At 45.6% G+C, this 16,311-nt stretch carries 17 protein-coding genes; 6 read left to right on the plus strand and 11 right to left on the minus strand.

The features are described from left to right. Positions 1 to 89 precede the first annotated feature (89 nt). From QZ938_RS22450 to QZ938_RS22460, 3 genes are all read right to left on the minus strand, one after another. Positions 90 to 521, minus strand: a complete 432-nt coding sequence (locus tag QZ938_RS22450; RefSeq protein ID WP_293353484.1) for a type II toxin-antitoxin system VapC family toxin — start codon at positions 519 to 521, stop codon at positions 90 to 92. Further along, the gene (locus tag QZ938_RS22455; protein ID WP_293145442.1) at positions 518 to 829 is read right to left on the minus strand and encodes a hypothetical protein; all 312 of its coding nucleotides are present in this window, start codon (positions 827 to 829) and stop codon (positions 518 to 520) included. The genes QZ938_RS22450 and QZ938_RS22455 overlap by 4 nt, the downstream gene beginning before the upstream one ends. Before the next feature lie 142 nt (positions 830 to 971). Then, positions 972 to 1,895, minus strand: a complete 924-nt coding sequence (locus QZ938_RS22460) for a BTAD domain-containing putative transcriptional regulator (protein WP_293353483.1) — start codon at positions 1,893 to 1,895, stop codon at positions 972 to 974. A gap of 504 nt (positions 1,896 to 2,399) precedes the next feature. Between QZ938_RS22460 and QZ938_RS22465 the strand changes: the two genes are divergently transcribed. Next, entirely contained in the window at positions 2,400 to 3,047 is a 648-nt protein-coding gene (locus QZ938_RS22465; protein WP_293353482.1) for a calcium-binding protein, read from the plus strand. A 293-nt stretch (positions 3,048 to 3,340) separates the two neighbouring features. Here QZ938_RS22465 and QZ938_RS22470 read toward each other — a convergent pair whose 3' ends face one another. Next, complete coding sequence (locus QZ938_RS22470; RefSeq protein ID WP_293145451.1) at positions 3,341 to 3,925, minus strand: hypothetical protein; 585 nt, start codon at positions 3,923 to 3,925, stop codon at positions 3,341 to 3,343. Between the two features lie 354 nt (positions 3,926 to 4,279). Further along, positions 4,280 to 4,669 (minus strand): DUF1830 domain-containing protein, encoded by a 390-nt coding sequence (locus tag QZ938_RS22475; protein WP_293145454.1) that lies wholly within the window; start codon positions 4,667 to 4,669, stop codon positions 4,280 to 4,282. A 375-nt stretch (positions 4,670 to 5,044) separates the two neighbouring features. On the opposite strand from QZ938_RS22475, the gene QZ938_RS22480 reads away from it, so the two are divergent. From QZ938_RS22480 to QZ938_RS22490, 3 genes are all read left to right on the plus strand, one after another. Further along, positions 5,045 to 6,625, plus strand: coding sequence for a photosystem II high light acclimation radical SAM protein (locus tag QZ938_RS22480; protein WP_293145688.1), 1,581 nt, complete (start codon positions 5,045 to 5,047; stop codon positions 6,623 to 6,625). A 104-nt stretch (positions 6,626 to 6,729) separates the two neighbouring features. Then, positions 6,730 to 7,656 (plus strand): Rpn family recombination-promoting nuclease/putative transposase, encoded by a 927-nt coding sequence (locus QZ938_RS22485; RefSeq protein WP_293353481.1) that lies wholly within the window; start codon positions 6,730 to 6,732, stop codon positions 7,654 to 7,656. Between the two features lie 71 nt (positions 7,657 to 7,727). Further along, positions 7,728 to 8,327 carry a hypothetical protein gene (locus tag QZ938_RS22490; protein WP_293353480.1) on the plus strand — a complete coding sequence of 200 codons (600 nt, stop codon included), beginning with the start codon at positions 7,728 to 7,730 and terminating at the stop codon, positions 8,325 to 8,327. Between the two features lie 126 nt (positions 8,328 to 8,453). Here QZ938_RS22490 and ruvX read toward each other — a convergent pair whose 3' ends face one another. The 5 genes from ruvX to ntcA form a co-directional block, all read right to left on the minus strand. Continuing rightward, positions 8,454 to 8,864, minus strand: coding sequence for a Holliday junction resolvase RuvX (ruvX, locus tag QZ938_RS22495; RefSeq protein ID WP_293339793.1), 411 nt, complete (start codon positions 8,862 to 8,864; stop codon positions 8,454 to 8,456). A gap of 482 nt (positions 8,865 to 9,346) precedes the next feature. After that, a complete protein-coding gene (locus QZ938_RS22500; RefSeq protein WP_293145463.1) occupies positions 9,347 to 10,465 on the minus strand; it encodes a formylglycine-generating enzyme family protein in 1,119 nt (372 codons plus the stop codon). Positions 10,466 to 10,523: 58 nt separating this feature from the next. Next, positions 10,524 to 10,721: a hypothetical protein gene (locus tag QZ938_RS22505; protein WP_293353479.1), complete on the minus strand. Its 198-nt coding sequence runs from the start codon at positions 10,719 to 10,721 to the stop codon at positions 10,524 to 10,526. A gap of 108 nt (positions 10,722 to 10,829) precedes the next feature. Continuing rightward, positions 10,830 to 12,539: a DUF3084 domain-containing protein gene (locus tag QZ938_RS22510; protein WP_293353478.1), complete on the minus strand. Its 1,710-nt coding sequence runs from the start codon at positions 12,537 to 12,539 to the stop codon at positions 10,830 to 10,832. A gap of 77 nt (positions 12,540 to 12,616) precedes the next feature. After that, a complete protein-coding gene (gene ntcA / locus QZ938_RS22515) occupies positions 12,617 to 13,282 on the minus strand; it encodes a global nitrogen regulator NtcA (RefSeq protein ID WP_293145473.1) in 666 nt (221 codons plus the stop codon). Between the two features lie 329 nt (positions 13,283 to 13,611). Here ntcA and fabI point away from each other — a divergent pair, with 329 nt between their 5' ends. Both fabI and hisB read left to right on the plus strand, forming a co-directional pair. Then, complete coding sequence (fabI, locus tag QZ938_RS22520; protein WP_293130545.1) at positions 13,612 to 14,388, plus strand: enoyl-ACP reductase FabI; 777 nt, start codon at positions 13,612 to 13,614, stop codon at positions 14,386 to 14,388. A gap of 221 nt (positions 14,389 to 14,609) precedes the next feature. After that, positions 14,610 to 15,272 (plus strand): imidazoleglycerol-phosphate dehydratase HisB, encoded by a 663-nt coding sequence (gene hisB / locus QZ938_RS22525; RefSeq protein ID WP_363318881.1) that lies wholly within the window; start codon positions 14,610 to 14,612, stop codon positions 15,270 to 15,272. Positions 15,273 to 15,341: 69 nt separating this feature from the next. Here the strand turns inward: hisB and QZ938_RS22530 are convergent, their stop codons facing one another. Continuing rightward, positions 15,342 to 16,292, minus strand: a complete 951-nt coding sequence (locus QZ938_RS22530; protein WP_293353477.1) for a PmeII family type II restriction endonuclease — start codon at positions 16,290 to 16,292, stop codon at positions 15,342 to 15,344. Positions 16,293 to 16,311 lie beyond the last annotated feature (19 nt).

Below are 16,311 nucleotides of genomic sequence, written 5' to 3' on the forward strand. Positions count from 1 at the left end.
GCACGGCGACAAATCATTATACCTTAAAAAACCTCAAATGATTGCATAGCAACCATCTCAGGTTTTGAAAATTATGATTTGTTTGAAAATTAAATCCGATCGAATATCTGCGGAATGTGGGCTGAAACTTTCTCAAAATCGCGCAAGTTCCTTGTGAGAAGAATTCCATCGCGAGCAAGGGTGATAGAGGCGATTCTCAAATCTTGCGTTCCGATACGAATTCCAGCTTTTCTAAATTCTCGGAAAAGCTCGTCAGCTCTAGAACAATAATCCAAAATATCTAAATCAGAGAACAAAACAAACGTTGCTTTGAGGCGTTCATAAGCTGAGATAACCGTTTGAGGAGTCGTTGCTTTGCGAATTTGAGCCAACCGTCCCCCAAATTGCTCCTCCACACTAATTACGGTGATTGCGAGGTCATGGAAGGAATTTTGTCTGGCTGATAGAATACGATTTCCGATCGTTGGATGCCCCCGTTCGTATAGGCTCAGATGATCCGTATCCATTACATAAAGGGTCATGGTTGGGTCTCTTGAGCATCCACTTGTTGACGGTATGCTGCCACTTCTTCTAAAAAATCTTCAAATGTTGGATCGTTGGCAAATATGCCCAGGTGTTTGAGCCAAGGGTCAGTTTCAGGGTTGGATTGTTGAGAACTAATTTCGATCGTCACAAACTTACCCATCGCCAACTGCAACTCTAGGGCAGTTTTAACCTTCGCGATCGCTTCTTTTTCAGTTTCACCCTCAACCATGACGCTTGGCAGTCCCACAACCGATGCCACAAAGCGCTGTTCTGACGGGTTTTGAACAAAGACCTGATACTGCATTGTCAATCTCCTTGCCTTATTACAAATAACCAATGGGAACTTGAAAGCCCACTGCCTTTAGGCGTGGGAGTGTCAAGCACTTAGTTTCAGGGATCGTCTAATTGATCTGTGGCGATCGCACATTCCCATATCCAAAGTTATATCATGTCGGCCGTCCGCACTGTCCCACTACCGCTAAGGGTTCTCGAATCGATCGCACAGAAACCGCAGACATAGATAGTAGCTTCACCCGATCGCAATCTGCACTCGCCCGATCGGGAAATGTACCCGATCGAATCGCTTCCCATAATGCGATCGTTGCGGGTTCTGGTTCGGTGGCTAATTCTTGTTCTAGAATCTGACAGCAGCGATCGTACTGCTTCAAAGCAGCCGTGCGCCGCCCGCACTGTGCCAAAATCCGCATCAAACATTGATGGGCTGATTCATTCCAGGGTTCTAGTTCAAGCTGCCGTTGAGCGTAATGTTGTGCTTTTTGATAGTTATGCTGGTGTTCGTAGTGTGTGACAAGTGCCATACAGGCGTTGACCACAAATTCGTGGAAGCGTTGGCGATTCAGCATCACCCATGCTTCAAAGGCTTCGCTATCTGGAAGTTGAATTCGATCGAGAAATGCTCCCCGGTACAAACCAACTGCTTGTTCTAAATCAGACACGCATTCTCGATCGAGTTCATCACCGGCATAGGAATGTTCGCTGTGACGATTAAGAGCGGGATAGCTTCGCCGCGCGTGCAATTGAGTCAATATAGCGACATCAGACGTATGCTCGCCCGCAGGATTAAACTGAATCGTATTGCGCGTGGTGAGAAATAGCGGTGAGTGAACCGTCGAATCTCCTAGCAGATGACGCAGCGTGCATAAGGCTTTGCGAAGATTGCTGCGAGCGTTTGACTCGCACCGATCTGACCACAACAGCGCAGCCAGAGAATCGCGGTGATGGGGATAGCTTGATTCGATCGCTAAATAAGCAAACAGCGCCCGCACTTTCTCATAGGGGAAATTCAGGATTGGCTGCCCGTTCACCATTACTTGCATTTGTCCGAGCAATGCTAACGCTAATCGAGTCATAATATTGTGCCTCTTACAAAAACTTAATTGAGTGAATAGTGTGTGATTTGGGTCAATTCGCAGAACTTAAATTTTGCGTTTGAGTCAGTTATCTTTGCTGGGAATAGCAATTCTAAAACTCTTGCTACTCTCTGCATCCTTGGCTTTATTTCAGGCAATCAACCTACTTTTTTTACTGTTGCATGAGTTTTAGGAAAGAGTATTAGTATCAGCGGGTTTGTTTGACCTGATAAACCCAAGTTAAACGAATGTACTGACAATGCCAGCCAGAAAAAGTCATAAAAAGTCGTATGTATTCATTCAGGAGCATACAAAGTACCCATAGAGGTACTGAGGAAAAAGATGATGTTTATAAAATTGCTGAGTTTGGCAAAGGTAGCCAAAACAGTAAAGCCAGAAATTTTTACCAATTCACGATCGATTCACGCTGCTGTGGACGATGCGTAGACGATGCCTTGTTAGGGTCTACACATCACTGGATTAACAAGAAACAGGAAACCCAACATGGATATTACAGGTACTAACGGCAACAACAATCTGATCGGCTCTTTACAAGCTGATACAATCAGGGGACTTGGAGGAAACGATTTCATTCAAGGTCTTGACGGAGACGATCGCATCTTTGGTGATAACGGTGGTGCAGCCCTGCCTAGCGATGGTAACGACACAATCTTTGCTGGAAACGGAAATGATAACGTCCAGGGTAATGGTGGCAATGACGTACTTTTCGGTGGTACTGGCAACGATGTGTTGAGTGGTGGCCAAGGCAACGATGTCTTGAATGGTGAGGCGGGCTCAGATTTCCTCACGGGGGGATTGGGCAATGACACCTTGAATGGCTTCGGCAATCAATCTGGTGCTCAAGTTGACGATCTTTTAGGTGGAGGTGGTGCAGATACCTATGTGCTTGGCAATTTCTCCACTGCCTTCTACACTGCATCCAACCAATTCGCGCTGATCCGAGGTTTTGCAGCGGGTGAGGGCGACAAGATTCAGATTAAGGGCAGTCTGTCTCAATACACGGTAAGGAAGGATCGCGATCTTCAACTGGGGGGCAGCGCATTTGACACGGAGATTCTGTTAAACGGAAACCGGATTGCTGTTATTCAAGACACGATCAATGTGCCTAATTCCTCGTTCTTTAGCGTTTAGGAATCTGCTCGAAATAAAGCATCCATAATCGAGTCATGCAGGGTGCATGACGCCATATAACACACCAACATATAGCGGTTCTCAGAAAGATTCGCGGACGTTGTTGGGAAGAGAGCCCTATACGTCTAAGCGGTTATACTGATGCCAGTCATACCTCATCTTTTTGAGAAAGGCTATATAGCGTTTTGTAGGGGCAATCCACTCGTGGTTGCCCCTATTTCTTTGATAGTTGCGTCCAGGATTGACCGATTACCAATTGCCGATTACCAATTACCAATTATTACTTGAAATTCTTAACTTTTTAAGCTAATAGCAGTTGCGATCGTCCACGCATCCACCAACAGCAACAACAGCGTACATAAAAGTAAAATAAGATACATCCAAGGCTGAGACAAAGGGCGAACATCTCTAGTATCAATGCCTGTTTTTGCTTGCACTAAACGCACTAATTTAGCAAATCCAGCCACTCGCATCGGTAGCAAATAACCTTCACCCGCATGACTCAAAAAATAATAAACAAGCCCTCCTTGACCGGTCGATCGAGGTTTAAGAGCCTTCACCTCAGTCCAAGGAAGATTCCAACCCCTGCGAAACACGCGCGGAAACCATTTCGGATAGGTAACTTCAATCGCCTCCTCGCTGAGGATTACCCGTTCGCTGAGCACGCCGTAAAGGCCCGCTGCGCCGATCGCAATTGCCGCCCAGAGTGCAGCGGGCGGAACGGGTGCTTTCGTTACTTCCGACAAAAACGGCAACGGAATACTCAGGGCGAAGTACAAACTCAACAGCGTGATTCTAATCAGCGGAGAAAGCCGGAATACTGCCGGCTCAAATACTGGGGGGGAAGATGGCGAAAGTGCGATCGGTTCTGCTGACATGGGTAAACAGTTGACAGTTGACAGTTGACAGTTGACAGCGAAGTGATAAGAATGGAGATTTAAACTCCGTTCTTATCAGAATCTGCCGACCTGAGTAAGGGCTTCAAACCTGCTATTCGGTGAAATTTGATAAGCTGTTTAATGCTATTTTCGCACAACTGTTAGGCTGGTGAACCAAACTCAGGCAAATATGCAAAACATGACTGTATTTGCAGTGTTGAGTGTCGAGCTAAAATTCTATTCAGAAACTTTGATTCTTAACTGTTGAGTTTTTACCGCTTTGCAAGAGTTGGAATCTTGAGTACCCAGTTATCAATTAACTGACAATTTATAACTCAAAACTCACAACTTATGTTAATCAACGGCTGTTAATGCGGGTACTGTCAAAGGTTCTGAGATTTCTCGGGATTTGGGGCGGCCGGCCATCATGGTGCGATCGCCCTTACCACCACCTCGCGATCTGTTAGGATTGATTGCAGAATACGGGCCTTCGTTAATCTGCAAGCGATCGCAAGGAATTTTATCCGACAAAATTGCACTGGCCATCATCCCGGTGTGAATTTCCAATGCTGCGGCCCGCATCGCTTCAAAGACTAAACGCTGTCCGGGAAACACCACTCGTTCAAAATACCAGTTAGGAATGTTGCAGATGCGAGCAATCTGAATTTGACTCGTGGCGTTGACGTAGCAGCAGAGAATTTTGCTGTCGGCGTCTGAGGGTACTGGGTCAAGAATTTGAGCCATAAATGCTGAGGGGCTTTGCCTAAAAGTTTTAGTTATCTTCTCAGGCTAACATCTTGCGATCCCGGCCTACTGTAAAGCCGACTACCAACTGAATAACAGATGAGAGACCGATCGCACCTCATACTTGTCTTTACAAAAAAAAATACCAGATTTTTGACTTTTTCCTGCGATTTTAGCTCAAAATACGCTGTATTTGCTCAAAAATTAACTTTTTTCTGCTGCGATCGCCCATCGACACCCACCAGCTCACCCTTAACCCTCTTAGCAAAATTTAAAAATATTTAATATTAAATTGCGAAAATTAGATTGAATGTAAAGTTATATTAAAAGAATATAAACATAGTTAAAAAAGCTCCACATTAGGATATGACAATCATGGAAAGCCGAGAAAACCGAGTTTTGTACGTTCGCCTCCCTTGCAATCCGATATTCCCGATCGGAGTTGTGTACCTTTCGGATCACGTGCACAAGCTGTTTCCCGATGTCCAACAGCGGATTTTCGACTTAGGCGCGGTGCCCCCGCTGGATTACGCTAAAGGTTTGGATGCGATCGTAGATCAGTTTGGGCCAACGCTGTTAGTTTTTTCTTGGCGGGATATTCAAATTTACGCGCCCGTCGGCGGTAGAGGCGGAAATCCGCTGCAAAATGCCTTCGAGTTTTACTACGCCAAAAATCCCCTAACCAAGTTTCGCGGAGCTCTCGGAGGATTGCGTTTAGCCACCTCCTACTACACCGAACTCTGGCGCAATCTGGGACTGATTAAGCGCGGATTGAAGCGGGCCCGGAAATACCATCCGGAAGCGCGCGCAGTCGTCGGTGGCGGTGCTGTGAGCGTGTTTTACGAGCAGTTGGGCCGCAGCTTGCCGGCCGGGACTGTGGTTTCGGTGGGCGAAGGTGAAGCTTTGCTGGAGAAGTTGATTAAGGGCGAAGATTTGGCGCAGGAAAGGTGTTATGTGGTAGGAGAAACGGTGCCGCGCGATCGACTAATTCACGAAAAGCCAGCCAACATCGAGAAAACTGCCTGCAACTATAACTACATTGAGAGCATTTGGCCAGAATTTTCCTATTATCTACAGGATATGGACTTCTACCTGGGAGTCCAAACCAAGCGCGGCTGTCCTCACAATTGCTGTTACTGCATCTATACGGTGATTGAAGGGAAGCAAGTGCGGATCAATCCGGCGGATGAGGTGGTGGCGGAGATGCGCCAATTGTACGATCGAGGTATCCGCAATTTCTGGTTTACCGACGCGCAATTTATCCCGGCGCGCAAATTCATCGATGATGCGATCGAATTATTGCAAAAAATCATCGCCGACGGGATGACAGACATCCACTGGGCTGCTTACATCCGTGCGGACAATCTCACACCCGAATTGTGCGATTTGATGGTAAAAACGGGAATGAATTACTTTGAAATCGGCATCACCAGCGGTTCCCAGGAACTGGTTCGCAAAATGCGGATGGGCTACAACTTGCGAGTAGTTTTGGAAAATTGCCGCGATTTAAAAGCCGCCGGTTACAACGATGTAGTTTCAGTAAATTATTCATTCAACGTCATTGACGAAACCCTTGAAACCATCCGCCAAACTATTGCCTATCACCGGGAATTAGAGCGGATTTTCGGAGTCGATAAAGTAGAACCAGCGATTTTCTTCATCGGGTTACAGCCGCACACAATTTTAGAAGAATACGCCTTTAAAAAGGATATTCTCCAACCCGGTTACGATCCGATGAGTTTGATGCCTTGGACAGCGCGCAAATTGCTGTGGAATCCGGAACCTTTGGGTTCGTTTTTCGGACAAATTTGTTTAGAAGCTTGGCAGCGAAATTCCAATGATTTCGGCCGCGAAGTGATGGCAATTTTGGAAGAAAAACTCGGCTGTGCAGATTTGGAAGAAGCTTTGACTGCACCTGTTGAAATCAAAGACAAACAATTAACGGCTGTTCGTTGATTTCCTGGTTTGTAGTAAGGACTTCAGTCCTTGAAAATTAAAAATAAAAGGACTAAAGTCCTTACTACAAACTTAAAAATAATTATAAATCGGAGTTAAAAGCCATGACATTTATCGACCCCAGGACAGATTTTGCCTTTAAAAAAATCTTTGCTTCCGAATCAAGCAAGCCGATTCTCATTAGTTTTTTAAATGCCCTGATTTATCAAGGAAATCCCACCATTGAAAATTTGCAAATTCTGGATCCTTATCAATCCGGAGAAGTTCTGGGATTGAAAGACTCGTATTTAGATGTCAAAGCAACCCTAGATAACGGAACAATCGTCATTATCGAAATGCAAGTTTTGAATGTTAAAGCCTTTGAAAAACGGATTGCCTACAATGCAGCAAAAGCTTACGGAAATCAACTCACGCGGGGCAAGGGCTACTTCAGTTTAGACCCAGTAATTGCCATCACAATTACGGATTTCATTTTGTTTGAAAACACCAATAAAATCATTTCGCGTTTTTCTTTCAGAGAAGAAGAGGAACATTTTGATTATATCTGTCCGACAATGACCCTAATTTTTGTGGAATTACCAAAATTTAATAAATCTGTTGATGAGTTAGAATCTCTAGCTGACAAGTGGATTTATTTTATCAGAGAAGCACCAAATTTGGAAATGGTTCCAGAATCGCTGGAAACAACTGCACCGATTCAGCAAGCTTTTGGTATTGCTAATACTGTGAACCTCAGCCGCAAAGAATTAGATCAATTGGAAGCACAGGTGTTTTATATGCAAGATCAGCAAAGGTCGAGAGAAGAAATGTTGGAAACAGGATTAGAAATGGGTTTACAGCAGGGTTTGCAGCGTCAAATTAATAGTGCGATTCGTTTGTTGGAACGAAAGCTGGGAACTTTGGATGAGTCAATTAAATCTAGAATTGCACAGTTATCTAGCGATCGAATCGATAGTTTGACAGAAGCTGTGCTTGATTTTAATAGCGCGGACGATTTGGTGAGTTGGTTGCAGGAAATGGGCGATCGATAGTAAAAAATCAGAGTGCGCCTTGCGTATCTTGTCTATAGCATTTTCAATTTCATAAACAGCGATCGCACATTATGCCTTACAGTCAATTCACAATTACTAAAGCTAAAAAAGACTTTCAGTTAACTATCGTGGAGGAAACTCGGTTTTTTCCTGAGGTAGAATCAATTAATCCCAGTCCGAGATTGACTAGCGAATTAGAAGATTTGCCTTGGACGATCGCAGTTGGTTCAGAAAAAGCGAGATCGGAAGCCCTTGTCTACCCAGTTTTGCAAGAAGTCCGCCGCTTGATGAACCGCCAAATCAGTTTATTTTCGGGACGGGAATTCAATGTTGACCCCAGTTGCGATCTCACCGGATACGTCGATTTTTTAATTAGCCGATCGCCCGAACAGCTTACCGTAGAAGCGCCCGCGATCGTAGTTGTGGAAGCAAAAAAAGCCGATTTGAACGAAGGGATCGGTCAATGTATTGCTGAAATGGTAGCAGCGCAGCGCTTTAACGAAGCAGCAGAACACCCGATCGCAACTATCTACGGTTGTATCAGCAGCGGCACTCAATGGCGTTTTCTGAAGCTTTCAGGAACGACTGTGGCGATCGACCTTACCGATTATCCGCTGCTTCCCGTGGAAACAATTTTAGGATGCTTGGTGTGGATGGTTCAACAGACTTAGGTAGATTTCAATTATTCACTAAAAAATAGGATTTCGCACGAAACCCAAAGTTTTTAGAACTTGCTTGAAAACCTCGCTGTCAACTAAGAGGGCGGGCACGGGGACACCGCCCCTACCTGTCAACTGTCAACTATCAACTGTCAACTGTTTGTTCAAATATCTTTCAATTAGGACGATCGCCACAATGTCGTCTACGGGCCTGGGCGGAGTCCGCATTCCCTGGGGAATCAAGCGAGAAAGTCCCGTCGCAGGGTACATTTCCCAGTAACGATCCTTCGCTTCTAGACTGCTGAATCTCTCGTCAATCTGCACAATTTTTATAAAGGGCGACAAACTCTGACTGAGTTTTTGTTTCCAACTTTTAGAAGTTGTTTGGTCTCCCATGACTAATAACTCAATGGGAAACTGTTTGCACAGTGATTGAATGGTAGATATTGCTTCGTCGGACAGCACTACTTGATGGTAGCAGACGTTCTTATCTCTACCCATCACGGCGATGCCGCACTTGTCTTTCCCCGGATCGAAACCTAAAATCATATTTATGAGTCCTGTGTTAATAAGTTTGTAGTTGCGATCGAGCGCCGGCAAACTCAATCGCCAACCTATATCTAATCTGATATTTGCATTTTTGACTGTCTCAAAATCTTTGCGGGCGATCGCACTTATTTTGCTTGACTTTTTTGCAGGATTGACATACTATATCATCATAGGAATCGGTGCGGCCATATAAAGCCTAAAATCAGAAACCAGGTTTTTGCCACAATCTTTGCTTCCCCGTTTTAATTTATCGAAAAAACCCAGTTTCTTTGACCCCCGCGCGCAAATCAGAAACCAGGTTTTTGCCACAATATTTGCTTCCCAGTTTTGATTTATCGAAAAAACCCGGTTTCTTTCACCCCGCGCAAAAACTCGGTTGCTCTCGCCCTTGTGCGGGCGGTGCGTCGCTGTGAGATTGTCGATGTGATTTGCAAATTGTAGATGGCGACGCACCCTACTATCTAAAGAGTAGAGAAGAGTCCTCACAGGGAAGACAGGGAGGAAGGGACAGCCAAAGCTACCGCAACACGAAAACCCACCATCAGGAGCAAGTTGCCCGCATAGTCGTAGTTACGGAAGGCAGTACGGCAATAGAACGCATTGCGGTACAACGAACCTCCACGCTTGACTCGGTAATCATGTGTTCCAGTTTCCCAAGAACTTCCGTCAGTCGGTGCGCCGTCATAGTTAATGTGCCACTTATCGCTGCACCATTCGCAAAGCTCACCGTGCATATCATAAAGTCCAAAGGGATTCGGAGGAAAACTCCCCACATCCATTGTTTGTGCGCGGTTAAGTCCCTTCGGTTCACCACCGAAGGGATAATTCCCGTTATAATTAGCTAAATCTGTGGTAATTGTCTCGCCAAAATAGAAAGGTGTTGTAGTTCCGGCGCGACAAGCATATTCCCATTCTGCTTCCGAAAGTAAGCGATAAATCTTGCCTGTTTTTTCAGAAAGTTTTCGGCAGAATTCTACAGCATCATGCCAGTTTACACTTTCTACAGGACGTTTTTTACCTTTAAAGCGCGATGGATTATTTCTCATCACTGTTTGCCACTGTGCTTGGGTGATGGGGTATTTTCCTACATAAAAAGTCGGTACTGTTACTTGATGCTGCGGACTTTCACAACTCATTCTACCTGATTCTGTTGCTGGCGAACCCATCATAAATGTGCCACCAGGAATGTAAACCATTTCTAGTACAACTCCATTACCTAAGTCTTCAGGGAAGTAATGAGCAAAAGACTTTATGCGACTGTTTTCTTTTCCTTCAGCATCGACTGTGATGACATCAAATTCAAAATAGTTACGTAAATGTTGCTTTATCTTCTCCTCATTTCTACCTTTCAGCAGTGAATAGACAGCAAATTTCACCTGCATAGATTCATCGTGCTGCAATGCTTGCATTATCAAATCTAAACCTGCTTCTCCATGTTTGAGCGCTTCGGAGAGGGCGGCGATTCTCACTTCGACAATGGGTGAGGCTAATCGGCTTTTAACACCGGGTAAGCCTCCGAGTACCGCTGCATTGATAGGAATTGAATTTTGTCCGCCACGGACGGCATCGTATGCTCTGGGTTCATTTTGATTCTTTGACATTACACCGCACGCTCCTGCATTTTAATTGAGCAAAAATTTCTTCTGTGATGTCAATATCTCAGGGATGGATTCTTGGTTTCTTTCTTTGCCTTCTTAGCTGTGCGGTGCGTCGCTGTGAGATTGTTGGTGGTGCTTCCAGATTTTTGGTGGCGACGCACCCTACTAATTGGGTATGGTGCGTCGCTCGCTTAATTGTTGGTGGTGCTTCCAGATTTTTGGCGGCGATGCACTTTACGATTGCTATATATATGGGCACACAGATTCCCATTATTTAATGATATGTCAAGGGCGCGAAAAAGTCAAGCAAAATTGTGGTTCGATCGCCCAAAATTTTTGCTCAAATTCGATAGATCGATCGCACTTCTTATCTAAGTTTCAAATCTCCCCTAGCTGGCTCTTGTTGTCCGGTGCGGAAAACCACGACTCCGTTTGACAGAGCAACTAAATCTATTTTCAGCGGCCCGGCGATGTATGTGACATCACTGGCGATCGCCCGAACCTCCAACGGTTTATCGTACTGTTGCAGTCGATCGACAAAACCGCCCAAAGTTTCAATCCGATTGTCCGCAACTTGGACTCTACCGCCGACAACACCAATTAACCGAGCGCGAAATTGACAAGCTTCAATCAATTGCTGCAACTGTTGTCGCACCTGTTCGTCGGGCACAGCTACGGGATTGACAGCAACCCCTGCAATCACATCTCCAGCACGGAACACCACTCGATTGATTTCGGCTTCTGCAAATACCTTAATTAGCTTTTCTTGTCGCAGGTAATTAGCGCCAGCGACAATCCGCACTACGTAATCTTGACCGTCTTTGATCTGACTGATTAATTGATCGATTTCCGCTTTAGTAATTTGAATAACCTGCTCTCTAACCTTATTATTTTCCGGCTGCATCAGTCCGACGGTGGTTTTATTTGCTTCTTGCAAGAGTCGATCGATCGCGCGACTCTCCGTACCCGGTTCTTGTATGCGAACGACGCCAGCAGCTAAAATTTGACCGCGCCTGATTGCAACTGTTCCCTCGCGAATTGCCTGAAAATCGCGTTCCAAAACTTGCATTTGCTGCTGCAATAAAGTTTGTTGCTGTTCGAGTTGAGCTTGTTGCTGTCCCAGGGCTTCCAAGAGTGCTTCCCTCTCGGCAATTACTTTGTCCCGCTCGACAATTATGCGATCGCGCTGGGCGAGATTTTCCGCGCGCTGGGCAATTTCCTTGTCTCGCTCAGCAATTAGCTTGTTGCGATCGACAATTGCCGCATTTCGTTTCGTAATTTCTGCCTCTCGCTCAGCAATTGCTTCGTTTCGCTGGGCAATTTCCTTGTCCCGCTGAGCAATTTGAGTTTTTACCTGCTCTCGCTGCTCGATTAACTGTTGGCGTTCCGCTTGCAGTTGGGCGATTTCCGAGCTCAAAGTCGTTTTTTGACCTGAAACTGTTTTCAATTGGTTCTCGGTGCGATCGAGCTGAGCTCTGGTAGTCGATCGCGCCGTTTCCACTAATTTCAATTGTTCTTCTGTCTGAGATTTAGCCGCTTCCACAGTAGCAAGCTGTTCTTCCGTTTGCGATTTAGCCGCTTCTACCTGACTTAACTGTTGTTCAGTTTTAGATTTGGCTGCTTCCACGGTGTTAAGTTGGGCCCGCAGCAAATTTAATTTTGTTTGCGTCTTGGCTTGCTCGGCATTAGCTGCTTGCAGCGATTGATTAATTTGCTCTAAATTGGCTTTAGCTTGTGCTTGAGCGGCCCTAGCTTGAGCTAATTCAGTTTCAATTCGATTTTTTTCTTGAGTGGCTTGTTTGATTTCTCTGCGGGCGTTGTTGAGTCTTTTTTGAATCTCGTCTATGCTAAAAACTCCGGTTCGCAGCGGCTTGCTAGTAGCAAATAAAATGCCCAGAGTAATAGCTGACAGGATGCTGCCGGCCATCACTGTCACTACAACAGCAGTATCGCGGGGGCGCAGTTTGAATAAACTCAATCTAGCCTTGCCGACTTTCGTCCCAAGGCGATCGCTAACAGTAGCGATCACGCCGCCCAACACTAACATTACAAATATTAAGATGTATCCAGCAGTCATTCCGATTTCTTATTTTAGATTGTGGATTTTGGATTGAAGAAAGAATCCAAAATCCAAAATCGTATAATTTCTCGGCATCAAGTGAATTGCTGGCTTAAGGCCACCGGATTGTGAACTGTGATCTTTTTCTTGTGGATCGAGATCATTGTTTCTTGTCTGAGATCCCCGAGCAAACGAGTCACAGTTACCCGCGTCGAGCCGATCGCCTCGGCGATCGCCTGATGGGACAGCTTCAAATCAATCGTAATCCCATCCGTACTCGGCACCCCAAAATCCCGGCACAGAATCAACAAAAAGCTGACGAGTCTCGATCCCATATCTCGGTGTGCCAGCGTTTCGATCATCATCTCGGTTTGCAAAATCCGAGATGACAGTCCCCGAAGCATCACCATCGACAATTCCGGGTCTTCCTTGAGCGCTTTCTCCACTTGTTCGATCGGCAGCGAGATCAATTCCACCGGTGTAAAGGCTACCGCGTGGTAAAACCTATCCGATCTGTGTCCCGTAATCAGAGACAGCACCCCAAATACGCTGTTTTCGCGCAGGAGGGCGACTGTAATTTCTTCCCCTGCTTCGTACACCCTGGAGAGCTTCACAGCACCTTTAATGAGAACGTAGACGCGCTCAGCCGGGTCTCCAGGGAAAAAAATTGTCTTGCCCCGTTCAAAATTTTCCACAATGGGTGGAAACGCCCCGCCGCTGATTTGGCGGAACACGGCTGCTAGCGGTCTATCATGTGTCACGACGAGATCCTTTCTACTAACCAATAGTTTTTAACTTGTCGATTAACCTTATTGAGTAAATATACTGCCCAACCTCCAATCTCCAGGGATTCTGTTACTGTCACTTAATGTTAAGGTAAGCACACGCTGTATGATTAAATCTAGCCCTTCTCTTAACTTTTTCAATTCCGCCCCCATGTAGCTCCACAGCAAAATTAATATCAATTGTGTCTCAATTGTGTCTCAATTGTGTCTGAATCAGTTAAATCTGAATCAGTTGTGTCTAAACTGGCGGGGTTGTCGCATACAGCCAACGAGAACGGTGCAAGTTGCTTCTAGAAGAAATACAGATGATAGATTTGACCGGAAAAAATGCTCTTGTTACGGGCATTGCCAACAATCGCTCGATCGCCTGGGGCATCGCCCAGCAGCTCCACAAAGCTGGGGCTAATCTTGGCATAACTTATTTGAAGGACGAAAAAGGCAAGCACGAGCGCAAAGTCGCTGAACTCGTGGAACCGCTCAATCCCAGTCTGTATCTGCCCTGCAATGTCCAAGACGAAAGCGAAATCGAGTCTACTTTTAAAACCATCGCCGACAAATGGGGCAAGTTAGATGTCCTAGTTCACTGTCTGGCTTTTGCCGGTAAGGACGAACTTTCCGGAGATTTCAGCAACACCTCCCGTCAAGGCTTCTCCAATGCTTTGGATATTAGCGCTTACTCCCTGGTACGGCTTTGTGCTGCGGCTAAACCGCTGATGGCCGAAGGCGGCAGTATCATCACGCTAACTTATTTGGGCGGTGTGCGGGTAGTTCCTAATTATAATGTCATGGGAATTGCTAAGGCTGCTTTGGAAATGAATGTTCGGTATCTGGCGGCGGAACTCGGCCCGTTAAATATTCGGGTAAATGCCATTTCTTCAGGCCCGATTCGGACTCTGGCTTCGTCAGCAGTTGGCGGCATTCTGGACATGATCCACCACGTTGAGGAAGTGGCCCCGCTGCGGCGGACGGTAACTCAGCAGGAAGTGGGAAATGCTGCGGCTTTTCTGTGCAGCAATCTATCTAGCGGGATTACGGGTCAAGTTTTGTATGTCGATGCCGGTTACGAAATCATGGGAATGTAACAGTTGACTGCTGACAGTTGACAGTTGACAGTTGACAGTTGACAGTTGACCTGTGGTAGGGGCGGTGCCCCCGTGCCCGCCCTCTTAGTTGACAGTGGTCAGTTGTCAGTTGACAGCGAAGTTCTGAGACAGTTAACAGCAAGATTTACCAACAGTCAACTGTCAATAACAGTCTTTTGTTCGCTACAAAAGTGTTAATCCCAAATTACTAATTAATTCTAATGAATGACCAATTGCGAATTATGGAAATAATCGATCGCCCTCCTGTACCTCCTCCAATTTCTAGTAACACAGTCGCCAGGGCCGCCTTGGTGAAGCGCACGACACTAGAAACAGATGTCACTGTCAGCCTGAATCTCGACGGTGTGGGAACTTGCAAGGCTTCCACAGGAATTCCGTTTTTAGACCATATGTTGCAGCAGATTGCTTCTCACGGATTGATCGATTTGGACGTGCAGGCGATCGGGGATTTGGCCATTGACGATCACCACACCAACGAAGATGTGGGAATTACGTTAGGACAAACCTTGGCAAAAGCTGTCGGAGATCGATCGGGAATTTCTCGCTTCGGACACTTCATCGCCCCGCTGGATGAAGCATTAATTGAAGTAGTGCTAGATTTTTCGGGACGGCCTCATTTAAGTTACAACCTAGAAATTCCCACCCAGCGCATCGGCACTTACGACACCGAGTTAGTGAGAGAGTTTTTTGCTGCGGTGGTGAACCACTCTCAAATGACACTGCACGTCAGACAGTTGCAGGGGGGGAATTCCCATCACATTGTCGAAGCCGCGTTTAAGGCATTTGCGCGGGCTGTGCGGATGGCGGTGGCGATCGATCCTCGGCGCGCCAGTCGGATTCCGAGCTCTAAAGGAGTTTTGTAGTTTAGGGGTTCGTAGTAGCGCCCAGCGCTACTACGAATTATCCTCTCATGCAAATCAAAACCGCTGGATCTAAAATATATCTGCGATGTAGTTAAAAACACCTTGACTTCCCTCGCCGTACTTGCCGGTGAATTCAGCGATCAGTCGATCGCTACACCTTTCTATAGCATCAGCAATAGAACTTTGTGCTAAAACTTGACTGGCCGACAGACGCAAAACTTCAAACAGATTCACCGTGAAATCAGTATCTTCGCTGACAAAATCCCACAGTTCTCGACCAATTAAAGTAATCATTTCCGAATTGGGCAAAATTTGCTTCAGCAAACCAAAAGTTACAGTCTTATTAGTTCTCTTGCCGTAAGCTATACCAATATAAGCGCGATCGCCCTCCTGAATTTTTTCCTCAATTTTCGCAGCCCAATATACTATCTGGTCTTTATCCATATCATTCGGGCCGCTTTTTACCTGTATCCAGCATTTCTCGCCATCACTGGTAGTTTTAATTGCGTCCCATCCTGACTTACCGGGCGGACTTTCTGCACTTTCCGAGCAAGATATCAATAGTTTTTCAATAAAAAACCCCATTGAAGTAACAATAGACCTAGTGGCAGCCATATAAACATTAAGTCTGACAACTTCTGCTGGAGTATCAAGATTTAACGCCCTAATTAAAAATGGGTTGGGATGAATTTTTTCCAAAGTCAGATTGTCAACCATAGCTAACTGACGCCTTGTAAAGTCCCGACAGATACTAGCTAGAAAATTTTCAGCTATAGTAAGTTGAAGCGAAAGCTTACCTGAAGATGTAAATGCTAAAATGCGTTCTATCTCATCGGGAGTAAATTTAAGAGCTCTTTTGCCATAAATACTGCTGATACCGTTTCTAAGTGTTTCTGCTGTCAAACTAAGAAATTCTTCTAAATCTGCAAAGTGACTGGCGAAAGAGCGAGACTTGCTGGCTGGCAATCCTACTTCTTTTTCTAAAACAAATGCTAATAATTCATGAAGTTGCTGGGACATTTTTGTTTATCCTAAAATA

It is taken from the genome of Microcoleus sp. CAWBG27 (genome assembly GCF_020883145.1).
Taxonomy (GTDB): Bacteria; Cyanobacteriota; Cyanobacteriia; order Cyanobacteriales; family Microcoleaceae; genus Microcoleus.

Excerpts from the sequence above, each read along its gene's own strand:
- QZ938_RS22450 (WP_293353484.1), bottom strand. The coding sequence starts at position 521 with ATGACCCTTTATGTAATGGATACGGATCATCTGAGCCTATACGAACGG.
- QZ938_RS22455 (WP_293145442.1), bottom strand. The coding sequence starts at position 829 with ATGCAGTATCAGGTCTTTGTTCAAAACCCGTCAGAACAGCGCTTTGTG.
- QZ938_RS22460 (WP_293353483.1), bottom strand. The coding sequence starts at position 1,895 with ATGACTCGATTAGCGTTAGCATTGCTCGGACAAATGCAAGTAATGGTG.
- QZ938_RS22465 (WP_293353482.1), top strand. The coding sequence starts at position 2,400 with ATGGATATTACAGGTACTAACGGCAACAACAATCTGATCGGCTCTTTA.
- QZ938_RS22470 (WP_293145451.1), bottom strand. The coding sequence starts at position 3,925 with ATGTCAGCAGAACCGATCGCACTTTCGCCATCTTCCCCCCCAGTATTT.
- QZ938_RS22475 (WP_293145454.1), bottom strand. The coding sequence starts at position 4,669 with ATGGCTCAAATTCTTGACCCAGTACCCTCAGACGCCGACAGCAAAATT.
- QZ938_RS22480 (WP_293145688.1), top strand. The coding sequence starts at position 5,045 with ATGGAAAGCCGAGAAAACCGAGTTTTGTACGTTCGCCTCCCTTGCAAT.
- QZ938_RS22485 (WP_293353481.1), top strand. The coding sequence starts at position 6,730 with ATGACATTTATCGACCCCAGGACAGATTTTGCCTTTAAAAAAATCTTT.
- QZ938_RS22490 (WP_293353480.1), top strand. The coding sequence starts at position 7,728 with ATGCCTTACAGTCAATTCACAATTACTAAAGCTAAAAAAGACTTTCAG.
- ruvX (WP_293339793.1), bottom strand. The coding sequence starts at position 8,864 with ATGATTTTAGGTTTCGATCCGGGGAAAGACAAGTGCGGCATCGCCGTG.
- QZ938_RS22500 (WP_293145463.1), bottom strand. The coding sequence starts at position 10,465 with ATGTCAAAGAATCAAAATGAACCCAGAGCATACGATGCCGTCCGTGGC.
- QZ938_RS22510 (WP_293353478.1), bottom strand. The coding sequence starts at position 12,539 with ATGACTGCTGGATACATCTTAATATTTGTAATGTTAGTGTTGGGCGGC.
- fabI (WP_293130545.1), top strand. The coding sequence starts at position 13,612 with ATGATAGATTTGACCGGAAAAAATGCTCTTGTTACGGGCATTGCCAAC.
- hisB (WP_363318881.1), top strand. The coding sequence starts at position 14,610 with ATGAATGACCAATTGCGAATTATGGAAATAATCGATCGCCCTCCTGTA.
- QZ938_RS22530 (WP_293353477.1), bottom strand. The coding sequence starts at position 16,292 with ATGTCCCAGCAACTTCATGAATTATTAGCATTTGTTTTAGAAAAAGAA.